The sequence below is a fragment of the Phycicoccus sp. DTK01 genome, from assembly GCF_017312765.1.
Taxonomy (GTDB): Bacteria; Actinomycetota; Actinomycetes; order Actinomycetales; family Dermatophilaceae; genus Phycicoccus; species Phycicoccus jejuensis.
The window spans coordinates 320,231-339,525 of sequence record NZ_BOPU01000002.1 but is presented as its reverse complement, the minus strand read 5'-3'; the positions used below and the strand labels follow the sequence as shown (position 1 = coordinate 339,525).

Here is a 19,295-nt window from a genome sequence, read left to right as displayed (position 1 = left end):
CGCCGGCCGATGGGGTCAGAGCGCGGCGGCGAGGGCGCGGCCGGCCTGTCGGCCGCTGAACAGGCAGCCGCCGACGAAGGTGCCCTCGAGCGCCCGGTAGCCGTGGACACCGCCCCCGCCGAAGCCCGAGACCTCCCCGGCGGCGTAGAGGCCGGGCACCGGGAGGCCGGTGGGGTCGAGCACCCGCCCGGCGAGGTCGGTGTGCAGGCCGCCGAGGGTCTTGCGCGACAGCACCCGCAGCCGGACGGCGACGAGCGGCCCGTACTTGGGGTCGAGGATGCGGTGCGGCGGGAAGGCGCGCTTGGTCAGGCGGTCGCCGCGGTAGCGCCGGGCGACCCGGATGGCCGCGACCTGGGCGTCCTTCGTGAACGGGTTCTCCACCTGCCGGTCGCGCTCGACGACCTGCCGCTCGAGGTGGGCCGCGTCGATGGGGGTGTCGGGCTCGAGCTCGTTCATCCGGGCGACGAGCCCGCCGATGGTGTCGGCGGTCAGCCAGTCCTCGCCGTGGTCGAGGAACGCCTGGACCGCCGGCGGCACGGGCGTGACGGGGCGGCGCAGCACGTCTCGCCAGCGCCGCTCGGTGAGGTCGAGGTTCTGCTCGGACCCCGACAGGGCGAACTCCTTGCCGACGAGCGAGCGGTTGAGGACGAACCAGGAGTGGTCGAACCCGGTGTGCCGCAGGTGGTCCAGCGTGCCGAGGGTGTCGAACCCCGGCAGGTAGGGGCTCGGCAGCCGGTCGCCGCGGGCGTCGAACCACAGCGCGCTCGGGCCCGGCAGGATGCGGATGGCGTGCCCCGGCCAGACCGGGTCCCAGTTGCGGACGCCCTCGACGTAGTGCCACATCCGGTCGCGGTTGACGACGGCCCCACCGGCCGCCTCGGTGATGCCGATCATCCGGCCGTCGACGTACGCGGGCACGCCGGTCAGGAGCGTCCCGGGCGCATCGCCGAGCCGCCGCGGCCAGTTGGCGCGGACGAGGTCGTGGTTGCCGCCGATGCCCCCGGACGAGACAAGCACCGCCTGCGCGCCGTACTCGAACGGCCCGACGACCTCCCGGCTGCTCGCGGCCCCGCGCGGCGCGTCGTCGTCGACGAGCACCGAGCCGCGCACGCCCGTGACGACGCCTCCGGTCGTCACGAGCCCGTCGACGCGGTGGCGCGGCCGGTACACGATGCGCCCGCCCGCGACGTGCTCGCGCACCCGCCGCTCGAACGGCGCGACGACCCCCGTGCCGGTGCCCCACGGGATGTGGAAGCGGGGGACCGAGTTGCCGTGTCCCCCACTCGTGCCGTCGCCGCGCTCGGCCCACCCGACGACCGGGAAGAACGAGACGCCCTGCTCGCGCAGCCACTCGCGCTTGCCGTCCGCGGCCCACTCGACGTAGGAGCGCGCCCACTCGCGGCCCCAGTGGTCGGGCCCGGGCGAGCCGTCGGGTGCGGTGAGCCGGTCCCAGCCGGCGCTGCCCTGCCAGTCCTGCCACGCGAGGTCGATGGAGTCGCGGATGCCCATCCGGCGCTGCTCGGGGCTGTCGACGAGGAACAGCCCGCCGAAGCTCCACCACGCCTGGCCCCCGAGGTTGACCGCCGACTCCTGGTCGAGCAGCACGACGGACCCCCCGGCGTCCGCGACCTCGCACGCGGCGACCAGGCCGGCGAGGCCGGCACCCACGACGACGACGTCGGCATCCACGGGATGCACCCTAGGCGGCGCCGCCCTCCTGCGGGGAGGGCTCGTCCACACCGGTCACGCCGAGCAGCCGGACGCGCCCGTCGGAGACCTCGACCCGCAGGTCGGCGATCGAGCCGACGACGAGGTCGGCGACCTCGTCGAGCTCCGCGCGGGTCATCGTCGTCGTCACGGCGACGAGCCCGCCGCAGCCGGCCTCGCGGGCGGCGCGCAGGCCGGCGACCGCGTCCTCGAGGACGAGGCAGTCGGCGGGGTCGACCCCGAGGCGCTCGGCGCCGAGCAGCCACGGGTCGGGAAACGGCTTGCCGCGCTCCACGTGGTCGGCGGTGACGACGACCTCCGGGTGCGGGAGGGCGGTGGCGGCGAGGCGTGCCTCGGCGAGCGGGTCGCTCGAGGAGGTGACGATGGCGGCGGGGACGCCGGCGTCCCGCAGCGTGGTCAGGAGGTCGAGCGCCCCGGGCAGGACCTCGATCGCGTCGACGTCGGCGACCTCGAGCGCGACGATGCGGTCGTGGGCGGCATCGCGCTCGTCCTCGGGGAGGAGCCCGGCGATGAGGTTGCGCGCGGTGACGCCGTGCGAGCCCGCGAGGCGGCGCGGGTCGACGCCGTGCTCCTCGCACCAGCGCAGCCAGCTGCGCTCGACGGCGGCGATGGAGTCGATGAGGGTGCCGTCCATGTCGAAGAGGACGGCGCCGAAGTCGCGCCGCAGCGCCTCGGGCAGCGGGGTGGAGGACGTCATGCGATCCACCCTAGGTCGGGTCGTGGCGCGGACCGACGCGCGTGCCCGGGGTCCCACCCCCGGGGAGGAGGATGCTGCCCTCGGGTGGGGCGCCGGGAGTGCGGGACCGACCTCGGGGGCGATGGTGTGCTCTCCCAGGATCCATGCGCCCCGGAAGGTTTCCCTTCCCCCCGCAACCACTGCGTGCCTCGCGCAAGGTTTCCCTTTCACCCGCAAACCACTGCGTGCGTCGCGGAAGGTTTCGCTTCCACCGCGCACGGACATGGTTGCCACCCGCACGGGAAACATCGCGCCGCGCAGGGATCGTGCGCGGTGCCGACCCGATCTCGCCCGGCCGACCTGCCCTCGCCCCGCCGCCGTGTCATGCCGCCCCGGCACGGCGAGATCGACCCGACACGGCGAGATCGGCGGGGCGAGCGGCCGGCTCCTTGCGCAGCGGAAGGGAAACCTTCCACGTGGAAGCAGCGGTTGCCCGGCGCAAGGGATTCCTTCCGCGGTGACAGGAGGTGGGGAGAGCACACCATCCGCCCGGCCGGACGGACGAGGCCGCGCCGTCGGCCGCTCGGCCCGACCCCACCCCCGGGCGCGGGGCCCGTGCAGGCGGCCGTCCTAGGCTGCCACGCATGGCCCGCCCCGCCGGACACCTCAGGACCGCCGTCGTCAGCGCGGCCCTGACGCTCGCCGCGCTCGTCGGCGGCTGGACGTGGGCCGCCGGGCTCGTCGGGCCGGGCTTCGACCCGCTCCGGGAGTCGATCAGCGCCCTCGCCTCGCTCGAGACCCCCCACCGCTGGGTGATGACCACCGCCCTCGTCGTCACCGGCCTCGGCCACTGCCTCACCGCGTGGTGCCTCGGCGCCGCCCGCCCCGCCGGCCGCGCCGCCCTCGCCCTCGGCGGCCTGGCCACCCTCGGCGTCGCCGCCCTCCCGCTCCCCTCGCGCACCGAGTCCTCCGCCGCGCACACCGCCGTGGCCACGGCGTCCTTCGTCCTGCTCGCGCTCTGGCCCGCGCTCGCCGCCCGCCGCGACGGCCCCGAGGTCCTGCGGCGCCGCGTCGCGTGGCCGGCCTCCGCCGTGCTCCTCGCCGCCGTCGCCTCCCTGGGCGTCGGCCTCGACGCGACCTTCTTCGGGTTCCACGAGCGCCTCGTCGCCACGCTCACCGCCCTCTGGCCGCTCGTCACCGCCGTCGGGGTCTGGTGGAGCGCCGGGCACCGGGTCGGCTCCCGCCGGGTGCGGCAGGGGCTGGGCACCGTCGTGCTCGTCGGCGCGTGCACGACCGCCGGGCTCGCGACCACCGCCCTCCTCCCGGCAACCGCCGAGACCCGCAGCTACCGCGCGACCGTCAGCCTCGACGCGAGCCCGGCCGCCGTGGGCCGGCTCGTCGCCGAGACGACCTTCGGCGACGTCGAGTTCTCCTTCTCCGGGCTCGCGCCGGGCGTGCGCGCCGTGCCGCAGGTCCGCGCATCCATCACGGAGGTCCTGGCCCGCCCGAACGTCAGCCTCGCCACCCTGCGCCCCGGCCCGGAGGAGCTCAACAGCGCCATCCGCGACGTCGCGCTCGAGGTCGTCGTGCGCTTCGCCGCCGGCGCCCTCCTCCTCGTCCTCGTCCTCGTCGGCGGGTGGTCGGTGATCCGGCGCCGGCGCCCGCCGCGCCCGCTCGTCGTCGCCGCGGCGGTCGCCTGGACGGTCGCCACCCTCGGCACCGGCGCGTCGATGTACACGACCTACCAGCCGAGCCGGCAGACGGCCTGGCGCGCGACCGAGGTGCTCGGCACCTTCCAGCAGAACCAGGGCCTCTTCGACGACGTCGAGTCCCGCGCCACCCAGGCGACGCCGTACGTCCGCAACCTCCTCGCGCTCTCGACCGCCCTCCAGCAGAAGTACGCCGCGGGCTCCCTGGAGTCGGCCCCGGCCCTGCGCATCCTCTTCGTCAGCGACCTCCACGGCGGCAACCAGTACGCCCTGATGCGCTCGGTCATCGAGACGGAGAGCATCGACCTCGTCGTCGACAGCGGCGACCTCGTCAACTTCGGCACCGTCGCCGAGGGCGAGGCCGCCGCAATGTTCAGGGGCATCGGCTCGCTCGGGGTGCCGTACGTCTTCGTGCGCGGCAACCACGACGCCACGAGCGCGACCGACACCGCTCTCCTGCGGCGGATGCAGCGCATCCCCAACGTGATCCTGCTCCAGCCGCCGGGGGACGACTACCAGGAGGTCACGGTCGGCGGCGTGACGATCGCCGGGTTCAACGACCCGCGGTGGTTCGGCGACTCCGGCACCGGTTCGCGCGCCAAGCAGCTGCCCGCCCGCGACGCGTTCCGGACGGCGTTCACCGGGCGCACCACCCCCGACGTCGTCGTCAGCCACGAGCCGTGGGCGGTCGCCGGCCTCGACGCGGGCGTGCTCCTCAACGGCCACATGCACTCGACCGACCTGGAGGGCAACCGGATCCAGGCCGGCACGTTCACCGGCGGCGGCCCGCTCACCCACTTCATCGGGGCCGAGGGCGGCGAGGAGCTCGTCGGCCAGCCGTCGGCGTTCGACGTCCTGACCTTCGGCACCGACTGCCGGCTCTCGTCGCTGACGCGCTACCGCTTCCGGGACGTCATCGAGGGCCGACCCGCGTACGACGACGTCTCGCTCGTCAACGGCGACCGGGTCGACACCCGCCCCGCGGACCCGGCCCGCACCTGCGAGCCGGCCGGTGTGCCGCAGGTCGTGACGGTGCCCGCCACGCCCGTCGCCGGAGCCGGTCCCGCCCCGTCGGCGACCACCTCGGCCACCACGTCCCCGAGCGCCTCGCCCACCACCTCCCCCAGCGCCTCGCCCACGCCCTGACCCGCGGCGCGGCGAGCGCACGTCCGGCGCCACCACCCCGCGGGCCGAAGGTCAGCCGAACCTTCGCGGCACCCCAGCGGGTGGTCAGGGGTTCCACCGCCACGCGGAAGGATCGCGTCAACTTTCGGTCAATCGGGCTGCCCCGGTTTGCGATCCGCGGGCGCTCCTGAGGGGGTGGACACCGGCCCCGGACATCCCGGCGGCCGAGCCGCCGCGTCCGCCGACGCGGCGACCACCCCGAAGGAGCACCCCTGATGAAGCACCGCGTCCTCGCCGTCGGGCTCGCCACGAGCGCCGCCCTGGCCGCCGCCTCCACCGCCGCCTGGGCCGCCCCGAGCGCCACCCCCCTGCCCTCCCCCGACGACGTCGTCGCCGGGTTCGTCGCGCAGCGGGACGGCATCAGCGTGGCCCAGGCCGAGCGCAAGCTCGACCGCCAGGCCACGCAGCAGCGCCGCCTCGACTCCCTCGACGTCGCGACGGACGGCGCCTACTACCGCGGCGACACGATGGTCGTCGTCGTCGACTCCGCCCGCGACCAGCAGGCCGTCGAGGCCCGCGGTCTGACCGCTCGGCAGGGCAAGGGACAGCGCGAGCTCGACGCCCTGTCGCGCACGGCCCAGCGCGCGGCGAAGGGCCACGCCGGCCTCGTCTCGCTGACGCCGGACCTCGCGAACCAGCGCGTCGTCGCGACCGTCGAGGCCGACGCCCCGGCCGCCCTCCGCGAGCGGCTGGCCGCCGTCGACGGTGTCGTCGTCGAGACCGGCGCCCCGCTGAGCACGCAGGCCGACGTCGTGCCCGGCCGGATCATGGACCTCGTCCCCGGCACCAACTGCTCGCTGGGCTTCCCCGGCACGACGTCCTCCGGCAACAACGTGCTGCTCACCGCCGGCCACTGCGTCGAGGGCCTCCCGGACATCTACGACGCCAACGGCACCCACATCGGCAAGGGCACGAACAGCCGCTTCCGGTCCGGTGCCCCGAGCGTCGACATGGGCCTCATGGACATCGACGCCGAGGACACCGGCCGTGCGTACGTCGACACCCGCGGCGCGCTGTCCGGCTACGTCCCGGTGTACGGCGTGAGCAAGAACGCCGTCGGCACCGACATCTGCAAGGCCGGCAACACGACCGGATGGACCTGCGGCCAGGTGCAGGCCTACAACGTGACGGTCAACTACTCCGGCGGGACGACGGTCACCGGCCTCGCGCGCGCCTCGGTCTGCACCGAGGGAGGCGACTCCGGCGGCGCGTACATCGGCACGAACAACTACGCGCAGGGCATGACGTCCGGCGGGCCGACGGGGGTCGACTGCGGCTTCAACGCCGGCTACGGGGCCGGGAGCTACAGCTTCTACCAGCCCGTCGTCGACGCGGCGTCGTACTACGGCGTGACGGTGGCGACCTCCTGAACCACCACCCGCCCCGCGGCGCGGCCCGTCCCCTCGTGGGGCGGGCCGCGCCGGCGGCGTCGTCAGGCGCCGATGACCTCGGTGCGGTGCACGACAGCCGGTTTCGGGCCGGCGCCGCAGCTGAGCGCGGCGTCCGTGACGGTCTCGGTCCGGACCTCGACGACGACGCGCTCGGGCACCGGCCCCGAGCCCTCGACCTCGACGCGCGTCACGTCCCCCTCGGCGTCGACCCTGCCGGGCACTGCGTCCCCGAGACCCGCGGGCCCGTGGTCGGTGACGACGCGCGCGAGCGCCGCCTGGACCGCCGGCTCCCACCGCGTGACACCCCGCAGGTGCGCGCCGTCGACACGACCGTCGAGGTGACCGCGGACGACCTCGGCCGCGCTGCGGGGGTCGAGGTAGCCGTAGCAGGCGCCCTCCGGCAGGGCGAGGAGCGTGCCGGCGAAGCGGTGCCCGCCGAGGTGCGTGCACTCCCAGACCTCGTCGGGCCACTCGCGGGCGAGGCTCGCGACGATCGGCCGGCCGCGCACCGCGCAGCAGGCGTCGCGGGTGCCCTGGGTGCAGACGAGGACCATCGGGTCGGCGTCGGTGTCGCTGGCGCTCAGCTCGGTCCCCAGCGAGCGGGCCGCGGCGAGGACGTCGTCCGCCGTGCGCCACGTGCCGCGGACCCACGTGCCGCGCACCGTGTCGACGGCCCACCAGTGCCACTGGCCGACGTCCGCCGGACGCCGCCCGGGGCGGCGCACGAGCAGGGAACGGCCGCCGAACGACGCACAGAGCGCCTCGACCTCCTCGCCGACGCGCCCCGCGAACGGCGCGGTCTCGAGCGGCTGCTTCGCCCAGGGGCCGGGGTGCTCGACGAGCAGCCACCGGCTGGCGACGGGCGCGGACCCGGCGAGCGGCTCGCCGCGGTCGCGGGCGGCGGCCGAGCAGCGGGACAGGTCGGTGAGGGCCATTCCCGCGATGCTACGCGGCGCGTCCGGCCCGGACGGGCCCCGGTCACCGGGTCCACCGCCGCCCGAGCAACCCCCACCGACCAGCACCACCCCGCACCACCGCATCCGCACCGTCCACACCCAGGAGGAAGACCCATGTCCCGACGTCGTGCCGTGGCCACCACCGCAGCCGTGTCCGCCCTGACCACCCTCGCCGCCCTCGGCGCCACCGCCCCGGCCCACGCGGCCGGCGAGGCCTACGTCGCGCTCGGCGACAGCTACTCCTCCGGCACCGGGACGCGCGACTACATCGCCGACGGCACCTCGTGCCTGCGCTCGGTCTACGCCTACCCCTCGCTCATCGCCTCGGCCCGGGGTTACGCCCTCACCTTCCGCGCGTGCTCCGGCGCCACGGTCGCCGACGTCACGAGCACCCAGCTGTCGGCGCTGTCGTCGACGACCCGCTACGTCTCGATCTCGGTCGGGGGCAACGACGCCGGCTTCGCGGACGTCCTCACCGAGTGCGCCCAGCCCGGATGGATGAGCGACTGCAACGGCGCGATCGACGGCGCGCAGGCGTTCGTCGACGGCACCCTCCCGGGCCGGCTCGCGACCCTCTACTCGGGCATCAGGTCCAAGGCGCCGAACGCGAAGGTCACCGTCGTCGGCTACCCGCGGATCTTCAACGGCGAGGACTGCAACGCCCTCACGTGGTTCTCGCCGGACGAGGAGAGCCGCCTCAACGCGATGGCCGACCGGATCAACACGGTCACGGCCCAGCGCGCCGCGGCGGCCGGCTTCTCGTTCGCGAACCCGACGAGCCGGTTCGTCGGGCACGCGGTGTGCGACAGCCCCGAGTGGCTCAACGGGCTGTCGAACCCCATCGAGAACAGCTACCACCCGAACAAGGCCGGCCACGCGAGCGGCTACACCCCGACGGTCAGCCCCCTCCTGACCGGCGCGACGGTCCGGGCGACGAGCACCGTGCGCGCCGCGGCAGCCGCCTCGGCCGACCGGCTCGCCGCCGACCAGCGCCGCTACGCGTCGGTCGACCGCACCATCCGGCCCGAGCGGTTCGTCCTGCCCGACCTGCACAGCCCGGAGGCGCTCGCCGCCGCCCGTCGCGCCGGGGTCGACGTCGACGACCGCGCGAGCGTGGACGCCGCGGACCGTCGCGTCTCCGCCCGCCAGGCGGCCGAGCACCGCGCGGCCGTCGCGGCGCGCTGACCACCGGTGCCGACGCACCGCGGATGACGGACGCCGCCGGCGCCCGGCCCACCAGGGTCAGGCGCCGGCGGCCCGCACGAGCACGGTCGCGAGCGAGCGGTCGGTGACGAGCGACCCGACCCATCCCCCGAGGAGGAAGGCCCGGACGGCAGCGGCCTTGGCGGCACCGGTCGCGAGCGCGACGACCTCCGGGACGGCCCGCAGCCGCTCGGCGTCGATCGTCACCATCCGGTCGACGAGCTCGGGGTGCACGGCGCGCCCCTCGGCGTCGACGAAGACCCCGAGCGCCTCGCCGACCGCGCCGGTGGCCGCGACGGCGTCGCGCACGCCCGGGTCGACGGCGTCGTGGATGGTCGAGTGGCCGGGGCGCCAGGCGCCGATGCTCACGACGGCGACCGAGACGCGGTCGACCTCGGCCATCGCGGCGGCCACGGCGGCCTGCCGGCGCATCGCGGCGGCACTGTCGGCGTCGTCGAGGATGAGCGGCGCGTAGAAGACGTGGGCCTCGCCGCCGGTCAGGCCGGCCGCGACGCGCACCATGTCGACGGGGCTCGTCTCGCCCGGGATGACCATCGAGCCGCTCAGCTGGACGACGGGGACGCACGGCAGCGCCGGGCGCGCCTCGAGCATCGCGCTGACGGTGCGCGCCCACGGCAGGCCGAGGACGTCGTCGGGTCCGACGAGGTCGACGAGGAGGTCGGCCCCGGCGGCACCGACGTGGTCCCGCAGCCGGGGGGCGTCGTCACCCCGGTCGACGACGACGCAGCGGCGCAGCCCGTAGGCCTGCCGCAGCCGGGCCGAGAGGTCGCCGTCGACCCCGCCCGGCTCGACGATCTCGATGCGGACGATGCCGGTGGCGCGCGCGGCGTCGAGCAGCCGGGCCACCTTGAAGCGGCTGATGCCCATCGCCCCGGCGATCTCGACCTTGCTCTCGCCGGCGAGGTAGTGGCGGCGGGCGACCTCGGCGGCGAGGACGGCCTCGGACGCGCGCAGCGGCTCGGGCGGGCGGGCCGCGGCGGCGGGCTCGCCGAGCACGGTCTCGACCACGGGGTGCCTCCTCTCGGCTCTCACGTGAGCGCATTATCGTTCACGTGAGCACGCCCGAGAAACCGCCTCGTGGAAGGTCCGACCGAATGACCCAGCGCCCCCTCGTCGCCGGGGTCGACACCTCGACCCAGTCCTGCAAGGTCGCCGTGTGCGACGCGGAGACCGGCGAGGTCGTCCGGATCGGGCGCGGGACGCACCCGGACGCGACCGAGGTCGACCCCGCCCGCTGGTGGCAGGCGTGGGAGGAGGCGACGTCCGGCGGTCTTCTCGACGGTGTGTCGGCACTCGCGGTGGGCGGCCAGCAGCACGGGATGGTCCTCCTCGACGACGCCGACGAGGTCGTGCGGCCGGCGCTGCTCTGGAACGACACCCGCTCGGCCGGCACCGCCCGCGACCTCGTCGACGAGCTCGGCGGCGCCGCCGCGTGGGCGGAGGCGGTCGGGGTCGTCCCGCTCGCCGCGATCACCGCCGCCAAGCTGCGCTGGGTCCGCGACCACGAGCCGGACGCGATGGCCCGGGCCGCGCGCGTCGTCCTCCCCCACGACTGGCTGACCGGCCGGATCCTCTCGGCGGCAGGCGGGTTCGAGGAGTGGACGACCGACGCAGGGGACGCCTCGGGCACCGGGTACTTCTCCGCCGCCACCCGCGAGTACCGGCCCGACCTGCTCCGGCTCGCCGCCGGCCGCGACCTCGCGGTGCCGCGCGTCGCCGGCCCGTCCGAGGTCGTGGGGCGCACCCGTGACGGGATGGTCGTGGCCCCGGGCACCGGCGACAACATGGGTGCCGCGCTCGGGCTGGGGCTGCGCCGCGGCGACGTCGTCGTCTCGCTGGGGACGAGCGGCACCGCCTTCGCCCGGCACGACCGCCCGACGGCCGACGCGCGCGGGTTCGTCCAGTCCTTCGCCGACGCCGAGGACGCCTTCCTCCCCCTCGTCTGCACGCTCAACGCGGCGCGCGTCCTCACCTCCGGCGCGTCGATGCTCGGCGTCGACCTCGCCGGCCTCGACGCCCTCGCCCTCGCGGCGGAGCCGGGCGCCGGGGGGCTGACGCTCCTGCCGTTCCTCGACGGCGAGCGCACGCCCAACCTGCCCGAGGCGACCGGCTCGCTCCACGGCCTGACCCGCACGAACGCCACCCCCGAGAACCTCGCCCGCGCCGTCGTCGAGGGGATGCTCCTCGGGCTCGCCGACGCCGTCGACGCCGTGCGCGACGCCGGCTGCCCGGTCGAGCGCGTGCTGCTCATCGGCGGGGCGGCGAAGTCGGCTGCGGTGCAGCGCATCGCGCCCGACCTGTTCGGCGCCCCCGTCGCCGTCCCGGCCCCCGGCGAGTACGTCGCGGTCGGTGCGGCGCGGCAGGCGGCCTGGGCGCTGGCCGGCGGGGCCGAGGCCCCGGCCTGGGACGTCCCCGTCGAGGCCACGGCCGACCCCGTCGCGCCCGAGCGCGGCGCCGAGGCGCGCGGGCGCTACGCGGACGCGCTGGCCGCCGCCCACCCCGGAGCCGTCTGACCCGCCCCTGCCGGTCAGGCCGTCGCGCCGGGCTCGAGCCGCGAGCCGGGCGGCAGCGCGGCCCCACCGGCGACGACGACCTCGCGTCCGAGCAGGGTCACGTGGTCGTCCACGAGCCGCGTCCCGCGGGGTCGCGCACCGATCTGGGCGCCCCGCCCGACGACGACCCGCTCGTCGAGCACCGCCGTCGCGACGCGGGCGTCCCGGCGCACGACGACGTCCTCGAGCAGCACGGCGTCCTCGACGACCGCGCCGGCCTCGACGACGACTCCCGGCCCCAGCACGCTGCGCCGCACCGTGCCCCGCACCCGGCACCCCGGCGCGAGGAGCGAGTCCTCCACCAGCGCACCGGCATCCACTCGCGCGGGCGCCCGCTCGGGCCATCGGGTGAGCAGCGGGACCGCCGGCTCGTCGAACGCGTCGACCCGGCCGGCCAGCAGGTCACGGTGGGCGGCGAGGTACGCGGCCGGGGTACCGCAGTCGGCCCAGTACCCGGGCAGGGGCTCGGCGAGCACCGTGCCGGACGCGACGAGGAGAGGCAGCAGCCGCTCGGAGAAGTCCCCCAGCCCGTCCTCGACGTCCTCGCGGCGCAGCGTCCCGACGGCCTCGACGAGCGCCCCCGGCCGGTAGACGAACACCTCGGCGGCGATCGTCGTCGACGCGGGGTCGTCCGGCTTCTCCTCGACCCGGCGGACGCGGCCTCCGCGCCCGGTGTGCACGAGCGTCTTCTCGCGCGCCCGGGTCCGTGTCACCTCGGTCGTGAGGACCGTGCAGTCGGCGCCGCGCTCGAGGTGGCGCTCCACGACGGGGCGCAGGTCGAGCGAGAGCACCTGGTCGGCGCTCATGACGACCACCGCGTCGGCCCCGAAGGACTCGATCGCGTCGGCGTACTGGTGCAGGTCGTCGGCGTTGCCCGCGGCGAAGCCCTCCTGCCCCGGCGACCCTCCGCCCTCCTCGGGCACGAGCCAGCGCAGCCCGCCGCGGGTGCGGTCGAGGTCCCAGGGCCGACCGCCGGCGACGTGGCCGTGCAGGCTCCCGGCGCGGTACTGCACCGACAGCCAGACGTCGGTGATGCCGCTGCCGGCCAGCGTGGACAGCGCGAAGTCGACGAGCCGGTGCGAGCCGCCGAACGGCAGCGCGGGCTTGGCCCGCTCGCGCGTCAGGACGTCCATCCGCGACCCGGCGCCGCCGGCCTGCACCACACCCAGCACCCGCGTCGTCGCCCTCATCACCCCATGCTGCCCCACCGTGGGGACCCGCTCCCCCGTACGGTGGCGCCATGACTGCGGCGCGCGAGCTCGACATCGTCCTCTTCGGCGCGACGGGCTTCGTCGGCCGGCTCACCGCCCGCCACCTCGCGGAGCACGCACCGGCCTCGGTGCGCATCGCCCTCGCCGGACGCTCCCGCGAGCGCCTCGAGGCCGTGCGGCGCGACCTGCCGGGGGCCGCCGCCGACTGGCCGCTCGTCGTCCTCGACGCCCTCGACGAGGCCGCGGTCGCCGACCTCGCCGCGCGCACCCGCGTCGTCGTGACCACCGTCGGCCCGTACGCGAAGTTCGGGATGCCGCTCGCCGCCGCCTGCGCCGAGGCCGGCACCCACTACTGCGACCTCACCGGCGAGGTGCTGTTCGTGCACCGCAGCGTCGCCCGCAACCACGAGACCGCGATGCTCTCCGGCGCCCGCGTCGTCCACGCCTGCGGGTTCGACTCCATCCCGAGCGACCTCGGCGTCATGCTCTGCGCCGACGCCGCCCGCGCCGACGGCGCCGAGCTCGGCCGCACCCGGCTGGCCGTCCGCAGCATGAAGGGCGGCTTCAGCGGCGGGACCATCGACTCCGCCCGCACCCAGGCCCTCGAGATGCGGGCCGACCCCGCGACGCGCCGCATCGCCGCCGACCCGTGGGCGCTCGCCGAGGGCGGCCGGCCCCCGCGCGGGCCGCGCCTGCCCGCCCGTGGCGGCGTCGCCGGCGTCGTCGACCGCGCCACCAAGGCCTCCCCGGTGCGCCGCGACCCCGACAACGGCCACTTCACCGGCCCGTTCGTCATGGCCGCGTTCAACACCCGCGTCGTCGCGCGGTCGGCCTCGCTGCTCGGGTACGGCGACGGCTTCCGCTACACCGAGTACTCCGACTACGGCGCCGGCCCGCGCGGCGCGGTGACGGCGTCCGTCGTCTCGGCCGGCCTGCTCGGCGCCGTCGGCGGGATGGCCTTCGCGCCGACCCGCGCCGTCCTCGACCGCGTGCTGCCCGCCCCCGGCGAGGGCCCGAGCGAGGAGGCGATGGCGAGCGGCCGCTTCCGGATGGAGGTCACCGCCGAGGCCACCAACGGGGCGCGCTACCGCTCCGTCGTCGCGGCGCCCTACGACCCCGGGTACTCCGGCACGGCCGTCATGCTCGGCCAGTCCGCGCTCGCCCTCGCCGAGGAGGACGCCGGGCTGCCCGACGCCTCGGGGGTCCTCACCCCCGCGACGGGCCTCGGCACCCCGCTCGTCGAGCGGCTGCGGGCGCACCGCTTCACGCTCGAGGTCGAGCGCCTAGCCTGACGCGTCAGCCGCGCTCGCGCGTGACGGCGCGCGCGATGCGCTCGGCGTCGATGCGCAGCTCGCGCAGCATCCCGGAGATCGGGTTGGTGAAGCCGGTGAACCACAGCCCCGGCGCGACCTCGGAGCGCACGTGCCCGTGCGTGGCGGGCAGCCCGCGCTCGCCGAGCACCCCGAGGTGGCCGACGAGCGGCTCGAGCCCGGCGCGGTACCCGGTGGCGACGACGACCGCGTCCGGCGTGACGCGCGTGCCGTCGGCGAGGACGACCTCGGGCCCGTCGAAGGACTCGACCGCGGCGACGGGCTCGACGCGGCCGGCCCGGATGGCCCCGACGACGCCGACGTCCTGGACGGGGATGCGCCCCTCGAGCACCCGGCTGTAGAGGTCCTTGCCGGCGCGGGGCAGCCCGTGCTCGGTGAGGTCGGGCTCCTGGACGGCGGCGAGGACGCCCGCCACGCGGTCGACGACCTTGGGTGGCAGGCGCCGGACGGCGATGCCCGTGGCCTGCGCCGGCACGCCGAACCGGGTGCGGGACAGGATGTGCGGCGGCGTCCGCACCGACAACAGGACGCGCAGCGCCCCGTGCTCGGCGAGGTCGGTGGCGATCTCGGTGCCGGTGTTGCCGGTGCCGACGACGAGCACCTCGCGGCCGGCCCAGCGGCGGCCGTTGCGGTAGTCGCGGGCCAGGACGACCTCGCCGGGGTAGCCGTCGAGCCCGGGCCACGAGGGCTCGACCGGGGTGTGGTTGTACCCGGTCGCGACGACCACGTCACGGGCGCTCAGGGAGGTGCCGTCGGCGAGGTCGACGCGCCAGCGCGCGGGGCGGGCGGCATCCGGACCCGTCTCCTCCGGCCGGTCGATGCGCGTGACCGCCGTCCCGAGGCGCAGCCGCAGCCGGTGGTGGGCGGCGTACTCCTCGAGGTAGCGGACGACGTCCTCGCGCGCGACCCAGCGGCCGAACCGGCGCGGGATCTGGTAGCCGGGCAGGTGCGACCAGCCGCGCGGCGTGTGCAGGTGGAGGCGGTCGTAGTGGTTGCGCCAGGAGTCGCCGACCTGCGCGGCCCGGTCGACGACGAGCGGGTCGACGCCCCGCGCCCGCAGGGCAGCGGCGACGGCGAGCCCGCCCGGGCCCGCGCCCACGACGACGACGTCCTCGGTGCCGGGGTTCTCCACGTCCGGAGCGTAACCCCGGATGCGTCACACCGGCGGCGGATCGCGGACGGCATCCACTACAGTACGTAGTAGCAGGTCGCCACCCGCCCCCGAGGAGGCCCCCATGACCGAGTCGCCCGTCGCCCGCCTCAGCACCGAGGACGCCTGGACCCTGCTGCGCACCCACGAGTTCGGCCGGCTCGCGTTCCACCTCGCCGACGAGGTCCACATCACGCCGATCAACTACGCCGTGGACGCGCAGGACCGCATCGTCGTCCGGACCGCCGAGGGCAGCAAGCTGCTCGGCCTGACGATGAACGCCGACGTCGCGTTCGAGGTCGACGAGGTCGACGAGCACGAGGCGCGCAGCGTCGTCGTCCGCGGCCGCGCGCGCACCCTCGAGGGACACGAGGCCGACGAGACCGAGGAGCTGCCGCTGCGTCCGTGGGTCGACACGGTCAAGCTCAACGTCGTCGCCATCACCGTCGACGAGCTGACCGGGCGGTCGTTCTCGCTCACGCGGCCCTGGATGCACATGCGGCCCGAGCACGCCTGAGCCGTAACCTGACCGGATGATCATCCGGCCCGTCGAGGACGCCGACTGGGCGTCCTTCCTGCCCGTCTTCCACGGCATCGTCGACGACGGCGAGAGCTACGCCTACCCGTCCGGCCTCGCCAACGACGAGGTGCGCGCGCTGTGGGACGAGGGCGCGCCGTCGGTCTGTGTGGTCGCCGTCGACGCCACGACCGGCGAGCTGCTCGGCTCGGCGAAGACCGGCCCCAACCGCCCCGGCCGGGGCGCGCACGTCGCCACCGCGTCGTTCATGGTGGCGCCGGCGGCCCGGGGTCGCGGGGTCGGGCGGGCGCTCGGCGAGTGGGTGCTCGCGTGGGCGCGCGACCGGGGGTACGCCGCGATGCAGTTCAACGCGGTCGTCGAGACCAACACCGCTGCCGTGGCGCTCTGGCAGGACCTCGGGTTCGTCGTCGTCGGCACCGTGCCCGAGGCGTTCGACTCGCGCCAGCACGGGCGCGTCGGCCTCCACGTGATGCACCGCCCCCTCTGACGCCGAGCCCCCCGTCCCTCCACTCCCCGGAGTCGAGTGCGCAAGTGATACCCCCGGCGACCACCTCCGCCCTCGACCCCGCCGGTCCGTGGGCTTCTCGCGACGCGGTCGACCTGTCAGCATGGAGGCAACCGACCGCGGAGGACACGATGGGTGCGGAACGCAGCACGGACGACGAGGACCTCGCGCGCCGGGTGCACGTCGGCGTCCCCCGGGTGGACCCGGAGTCGATGACGACGACCCAGGCCTCCGAGCTCCCCGACCCGCAGGAGGGTCGCGACACCTCGAGCGAGCTCTGGCACCGCAACACCGGCGTGCTCTGGCCCTGAGCGACTCCGCCCGGGGCGGTCGGTGTGGCAGCGTGCCCGGCATGGACGACTGGCGCGCCGACCGCATCGGGTCCGCCCTGCGCGGCGAGAACCCCACCGTGCTTCGGCGGATGCCGTCGGCTATCGCGGTCATCGGTGACGTGCAGTGGCTCCCCGGCTACTGCGTCCTGCTGACCGACGACCCGCACGCCGAGCGCCTCTCCGACCTCGCACCGGCGGCACAGGTCGAGTTCCTCACGTCGATGGCCCGCCTCGGTGAGGCCGTCGAGCGGGCCTGCGCCGAGCACGACCCCCGCTTCCGGCGGGTCAACCTCGAGATCCTCGGCAACACCGACCCCTTCCTCCACGCGCACGTGTGGCCCCGCTACGCCTGGGAGCCGTCCGAGCTCGTCACGAAACCGGTGTGGCTGTACCCGCCGGAGCGCTGGTCCGACCCGGGGACGGCGCTGTCGGCACGCCACGACGACCTCCGGGCCTGCATCACCCACCACCTGGCCACCGGCTGACCCGGGGTCGAGTGCGGACGTGGCCGCCCGAGCAACCACCCGCGCCCTCGACGCCGTCCTCTTCCCACGGCTCCGCCCGGCCCGTACCGTGGAGTCCCGACACGAGGGGGTCGTCATGAACGCACCGTCCGCCGCACCGCCGCCTCCCGGCATGATGCGCCCGCTCGCGCTCGACGATCATCCGACCCATCCGGTGCGCGACCACCTCGTCGGCGCCGCGGCCCTCGCCGCGTTCTGCCTCCTGGCCCTGCTGCCCCTCCTGCTCGGGCGTTCGTCGTGAGGTGCGAGCGATGCCGGGCGGAGGCCACGTCGACCGGGCGTCAGGGCCAGCGGTTGTGCGACCGGCACTACAACCCGACGATGGCGGCGGCCCCGGCGCTCGTCAGCACCGGGACGACGGCCGATGCCGTGGGCGCCCAGATCGTCGCAGGCGGCGTCGCCTCCCACGTGCACGGTGGGCACGCCCCGGTCCCGGCGCCACGGCGGCTGTGGCGCCGCCTGCGACGTCTCCTCGTCCGCACGTAGGCCCGTCAGGTCGAGGAGCGCCGGGCGGCGGGTCAGCGGACCGGGGTCAGCGGCTCCCGGCCGGCGAGGACGGCGAGGACGTTGTCGGCGGCGAGGCCGGCCATCGCGGTACGAGTCTCGACGGTCGCCGAGCCGATGTGCGGCAGCAGCACGACGTCCTCGCGCCCGAGCAGGTCGGGATGCACCCGCGGCTCGTCCTCGAAGACGTCGAGCCCGGCGCCGGCCAGGTGCCCGGACCCCAGCGCCGCGGCGAGGGCAGCCTCGTCCACCACCGGCCCGCGGGCGGTGTTGACGAGGTAGGAGCCGGGCTTCATCCGGGCCAGGGCCGCGGCGTCGACGAGGTGACGGGTCGCGGGTGACAACGGCACGTGGACCGACAGGACGTCGGCCCGCTCGAGCAGCTCCTCGAACCCCACGACCTCGGCGTCCAGCTCGGCCACCGCGTCGGGGTCGGGCGCCGACCGGCCGGACAGCAGGACCGACATCCCGAAGGCCCTGGCCCGACGGGCGGTCGCGAGGCCGATGGCCCCCGGCCCGAGGATGCCGATCGCCTTGCCCTGCACCGACGTCCCGAGCAGGTGGAACATCCCCCATCCGCCGCCGCCCGTACCGCCGCGGACCTCGCGCTCGGCCTCGCCCAGGCGCCGGGTCGCCATGAGGACCAGCGCGAAGGCGATGTCGGCGGTGGCGTCGGTGAGGACGCCGGGGGTGTTGGTCACGACGACCCCGCGGGCCCGGCACGCGTCGACGTCGATGTTGTCGTAGCCGACCGCGACGTTGGCGACGACCTGCAGGCCCGGCCCGGCGGCGTCGAGGAAGGCGTCGTCGACCCGGTGACCGAGCGTCACGACGACGGCCTGCGCCCCGGAGAGGAGCACGGGCAGGTCACCGACCGGCACCGGCGAGTCCTCGTCGCGGTAGCGGACCTCGTGCTCGGCGCGCAGCCGCTCGACGGCGTCACCGGGCAGGCGGCTGAGGACGACGACGCCCACGGTCACATGATCTTCCGGACGACCGGCAGCGGCAGGTGGCGCAGCGCCTTGCCGACCGGCACCCACGGCCACGCCGGCACGAGGGCGTGCGCCTTCTCCTTCTCGATGGCCTCGACCATCGCGGTGACGCCCGGCACGGTGTCGACCATGAACGGGGTGTGCGACACCTTCTCGTTCATCTCCGAGCGGATGTAGCCGGGGTAGATGACCGACACCCGGATGTCGAGGTCGGGCTCGCCGAGCATCTCGTTGCGGATGCCCTCGGCGAGCGCCGCGACGCCCGCCTTGGTCGCGGCGTACGTCGTCACGGTCTTGCGCATCCCGCGCATCGCCGAGACCGACGAGATCATCACGAGGTGGCCGCGCTTCTGCGCGCGGAAGACCTCCATCGCGGCCTCGGTCTGCGCGAGGGCGGCGACGAAGTTGACCATCGCGGTCTGCCGGTTGGCGTCGTAGCGGCCGGTGCCGAGCGGCGCGCCCTTGCCGAGGCCGGCGTTGACGACGACGCGGTCGATCGTGCCGAAGTCGTCGCGGAAGGCGCGCATCGTCTCGAAGACTGCGTCGTCGTCGGTGACGTCGAGGGCGCGGACGACGACGCGGCGCCCGGTGCGCTCGACGATCTCGTCGCGCAGCTCCTCGAGGCGCTCGGTGCGGCGGGCGCAGAGCCCGAGGTCCCAGCCGCGGGCGGCGAGCTGGCGGGCCATCTCGGCCCCGAGGCCGGAGCTGGCCCCGGTGATGATCGTCGTCGGCACGGTCGGTCCTTCGTCGTCGTCGGTGGTGGGCGTGGTCGGTCGGGTGGTGCTGC

19 protein-coding genes are annotated in these 19,295 nt (G+C 75.8%); 11 read left to right on the top strand and 8 right to left on the bottom strand.

The window, feature by feature from the left end; genetic code table 11:
- Window positions 1-15: 15 nt before the first annotated feature.
- Both J3473_RS05365 and J3473_RS05360 read right to left on the bottom strand, forming a co-directional pair.
- Window positions 16-1,689 (bottom strand): FAD-binding dehydrogenase, encoded by a 1,674-nt coding sequence (locus J3473_RS05365; protein WP_207022233.1) that lies wholly within the window; start codon window positions 1,687-1,689, stop codon window positions 16-18.
- A 10-nt stretch (window positions 1,690-1,699) separates the two neighbouring features.
- On the bottom strand, window positions 1,700-2,425 hold the full coding sequence (locus tag J3473_RS05360; protein ID WP_207022232.1) for an HAD-IA family hydrolase: 726 nt from the start codon (window positions 2,423-2,425) through the stop codon (window positions 1,700-1,702).
- 623 nt (window positions 2,426-3,048) lie between these two features.
- On the opposite strand from J3473_RS05360, the gene J3473_RS05355 reads away from it, so the two are divergent.
- Complete coding sequence (locus J3473_RS05355) at window positions 3,049-5,259, top strand: DUF998 domain-containing protein (RefSeq protein ID WP_207022231.1); 2,211 nt, start codon at window positions 3,049-3,051, stop codon at window positions 5,257-5,259.
- A gap of 254 nt (window positions 5,260-5,513) precedes the next feature.
- On the top strand, window positions 5,514-6,668 hold the full coding sequence (locus J3473_RS05350; protein ID WP_207022230.1) for a S1 family peptidase: 1,155 nt from the start codon (window positions 5,514-5,516) through the stop codon (window positions 6,666-6,668).
- A 62-nt stretch (window positions 6,669-6,730) separates the two neighbouring features.
- On the opposite strand, the gene J3473_RS05345 is transcribed toward J3473_RS05350, so the two are convergent.
- Window positions 6,731-7,624 carry a sucrase ferredoxin gene (locus J3473_RS05345; RefSeq protein WP_207022229.1) on the bottom strand — a complete coding sequence of 298 codons (894 nt, stop codon included), beginning with the start codon at window positions 7,622-7,624 and terminating at the stop codon, window positions 6,731-6,733.
- A 135-nt stretch (window positions 7,625-7,759) separates the two neighbouring features.
- Between J3473_RS05345 and J3473_RS05340 the strand changes: the two genes are divergently transcribed.
- Window positions 7,760-8,830 (top strand): SGNH/GDSL hydrolase family protein, encoded by a 1,071-nt coding sequence (locus J3473_RS05340; RefSeq protein WP_207022228.1) that lies wholly within the window; start codon window positions 7,760-7,762, stop codon window positions 8,828-8,830.
- Between the two features lie 57 nt (window positions 8,831-8,887).
- Here the strand turns inward: J3473_RS05340 and J3473_RS05335 are convergent, their stop codons facing one another.
- Complete coding sequence (locus tag J3473_RS05335; protein WP_084696510.1) at window positions 8,888-9,877, bottom strand: sugar-binding transcriptional regulator; 990 nt, start codon at window positions 9,875-9,877, stop codon at window positions 8,888-8,890.
- Between the two features lie 86 nt (window positions 9,878-9,963).
- Here J3473_RS05335 and xylB point away from each other — a divergent pair, with 86 nt between their 5' ends.
- Entirely contained in the window at window positions 9,964-11,382 is a 1,419-nt protein-coding gene (gene xylB / locus J3473_RS05330) for a xylulokinase (protein WP_207022227.1), read from the top strand.
- Window positions 11,383-11,396: 14 nt separating this feature from the next.
- Here the strand turns inward: xylB and J3473_RS05325 are convergent, their stop codons facing one another.
- Window positions 11,397-12,611: a glucose-1-phosphate adenylyltransferase family protein gene (locus J3473_RS05325; RefSeq protein ID WP_207022226.1), complete on the bottom strand. Its 1,215-nt coding sequence runs from the start codon at window positions 12,609-12,611 to the stop codon at window positions 11,397-11,399.
- Window positions 12,612-12,661: 50 nt separating this feature from the next.
- Between J3473_RS05325 and J3473_RS05320 the strand changes: the two genes are divergently transcribed.
- Window positions 12,662-13,924, top strand: a complete 1,263-nt coding sequence (locus tag J3473_RS05320) for a trans-acting enoyl reductase family protein (RefSeq protein ID WP_207022225.1) — start codon at window positions 12,662-12,664, stop codon at window positions 13,922-13,924.
- Between the two features lie 4 nt (window positions 13,925-13,928).
- Here the strand turns inward: J3473_RS05320 and J3473_RS05315 are convergent, their stop codons facing one another.
- A complete protein-coding gene (locus J3473_RS05315; protein ID WP_207022224.1) occupies window positions 13,929-15,095 on the bottom strand; it encodes an NAD(P)/FAD-dependent oxidoreductase in 1,167 nt (388 codons plus the stop codon).
- A gap of 103 nt (window positions 15,096-15,198) precedes the next feature.
- Here J3473_RS05315 and J3473_RS05310 point away from each other — a divergent pair, with 103 nt between their 5' ends.
- From J3473_RS05310 to J3473_RS05285, 6 genes are all read left to right on the top strand, one after another.
- Window positions 15,199-15,630: a pyridoxamine 5'-phosphate oxidase family protein gene (locus J3473_RS05310; protein WP_030526318.1), complete on the top strand. Its 432-nt coding sequence runs from the start codon at window positions 15,199-15,201 to the stop codon at window positions 15,628-15,630.
- 16 nt (window positions 15,631-15,646) lie between these two features.
- Entirely contained in the window at window positions 15,647-16,138 is a 492-nt protein-coding gene (locus J3473_RS05305) for a GNAT family N-acetyltransferase (RefSeq protein WP_207022223.1), read from the top strand.
- A gap of 149 nt (window positions 16,139-16,287) precedes the next feature.
- On the top strand, window positions 16,288-16,467 hold the full coding sequence (locus J3473_RS05300) for a hypothetical protein (RefSeq protein WP_207022222.1): 180 nt from the start codon (window positions 16,288-16,290) through the stop codon (window positions 16,465-16,467).
- A 41-nt stretch (window positions 16,468-16,508) separates the two neighbouring features.
- On the top strand, window positions 16,509-16,973 hold the full coding sequence (locus tag J3473_RS05295) for an HIT family protein (RefSeq protein WP_207022221.1): 465 nt from the start codon (window positions 16,509-16,511) through the stop codon (window positions 16,971-16,973).
- Between the two features lie 115 nt (window positions 16,974-17,088).
- Window positions 17,089-17,253, top strand: a complete 165-nt coding sequence (locus J3473_RS05290; RefSeq protein WP_207022220.1) for a hypothetical protein — start codon at window positions 17,089-17,091, stop codon at window positions 17,251-17,253.
- A gap of 80 nt (window positions 17,254-17,333) precedes the next feature.
- Window positions 17,334-17,498 (top strand): hypothetical protein, encoded by a 165-nt coding sequence (locus tag J3473_RS05285; protein ID WP_207022219.1) that lies wholly within the window; start codon window positions 17,334-17,336, stop codon window positions 17,496-17,498.
- 32 nt (window positions 17,499-17,530) lie between these two features.
- Here the strand turns inward: J3473_RS05285 and J3473_RS05280 are convergent, their stop codons facing one another.
- Window positions 17,531-18,490, bottom strand: a complete 960-nt coding sequence (locus J3473_RS05280) for a D-glycerate dehydrogenase (RefSeq protein WP_207022218.1) — start codon at window positions 18,488-18,490, stop codon at window positions 17,531-17,533.
- A 2-nt stretch (window positions 18,491-18,492) separates the two neighbouring features.
- Window positions 18,493-19,242: an SDR family oxidoreductase gene (locus J3473_RS05275; protein WP_030526314.1), complete on the bottom strand. Its 750-nt coding sequence runs from the start codon at window positions 19,240-19,242 to the stop codon at window positions 18,493-18,495.
- Window positions 19,243-19,295: the final 53 nt, after the last annotated feature.